Origin of the sequence: Agrococcus pavilionensis RW1 (assembly GCF_000400485.1) — a bacterium.
Classification (GTDB): Bacteria; Actinomycetota; Actinomycetes; order Actinomycetales; family Microbacteriaceae; genus Agrococcus; species Agrococcus pavilionensis.
Map to the genome: position 1 here is coordinate 1 of NZ_ASHR01000040.1, position 1,457 is coordinate 1,457.

A 1,457-nucleotide genomic window follows, 5' to 3' on the forward strand; every position below is an offset into this window, starting at 1 on the left:
GGCCGGCCGCTCGCGCTGACGCGACGATGTTGCGTAACACCACGGGAAGCATGTTCTAGAACTGTTCGGGAACAGCGTTCACCTAGCGTCCGCCGATCATGCCCTCAGCACGACGCGAGCGTGGGGTACGGATCGGCGTACCCCGGGGCCGGAGTGCGAATCTCCTCAGGCGCCCTGAAGCGTCTATGTATTGAGGCTTCTCCAGCCACGAATCACCCTTGACGGTGACCGAAGCAAGCACAGCTCAGCGACCCGCGCAGCGCGTGGGTCGGGCCGCGGCGAAGGTGCCGCGGCTGACCGTGAGCGACCGCCCGGGGGGGAGTCCTCCGCCGGGCAGACCAAGAGGAGTCACCGTGCACGCGCCCAACCCCAGCAGCCCGCCGCTGCGATCTCGCCGCTTCGGCGAGAGGCTGCGGCGCAACTCGATCGCCCTCCTGTCGGCGTTCGTGATAGCCGTCCCCATCGCCGTCGTCGCGACTCCGAGCCCCGCGGTCGCCGTGACCGATGAGAACCCGTCGTTCGCGTTGAACCAGAACGACCTCGAGTTCATCCTCCGGCAGATCCAGATCTCCGAGGCGCACGCCGCCGATGAGCGCGACCCCTCGAACTACACGCTGCTGTGCGCGAGCCCGCAAGACGTGAGCGGCACGTGCGTGCCCGACGTCGCGCGGCCGGCCGGCGTGCGCACCGTCGACGGCTCGTACAACAACCTGCGGGCCGGCCAAGCCGACTACGGCTCCGGAAGCCGCGCGTTCCCCCGGCTGCTCGACCCCGTGTGGCTCGAGGCCGACACCGTGCCGCAAGGGGCTCCGCCGAACGGCGCGGGCGAGAACGCCGTCTGCGGCGGGGAGGGTGGCCCGCTCGGGCAGACCTGCTATGCGCAGACCGAAGGCTTCGTCTACGACAGCGAGCCGCGCGTCATCAGCAACCTGATCGTCGACCAGACGACGAACAACCCGGCGATCGTCAACCAGATCGAAGCCGGCACGGCCACGCTCATCCCGGGCACGGAAATGGCCGCCACCCCGAACACGGCGCCCGACGAAGGACTGTCGGCGCCGTTCAACACGTTCCTGGGCTTCTTCGGGCAGTTCTTCGACCACGGCCTCGACCTCGTCGACAAGGGCGACAGCGGCACCCTCATCGTGCCGCTCGAGGAGGACGACCCGCTCTACGACCCCGCATCGAACTCGAACTTCCTCGTGCTGACGCGCGCAGACCGCATCGAGGACTCCGACGGCAACTCGACGACCGAGTACACGAACCTCACGAGCCCGTTCGTCGACCAGAACCAGACCTACGCGTCACATCCCTCGCACCAGGTCTTCCTGCGCGAGTACAGCGCGGGAGGCAACGCGACGGGCAAGCTGCTCGAGGGCGAAGCCGGCGGAATGGGCACGTGGAACGACCTGAAGCAGCAGGCCAACAGCATCCTGGGCATCAACCTCACCGACGCC

General features: G+C 68.2%; 1 protein-coding gene. It reads left to right on the plus strand.

Translation table 11 applies throughout. The features are described 5' to 3' along the window. Window positions 1-353: 353 nt before the first annotated feature. Window positions 354-1,457, plus strand: a 1,104-nt coding sequence (locus L332_RS28090) for a peroxidase family protein (RefSeq protein ID WP_041204184.1), incomplete at its 3' end; no start/stop codon positions are given.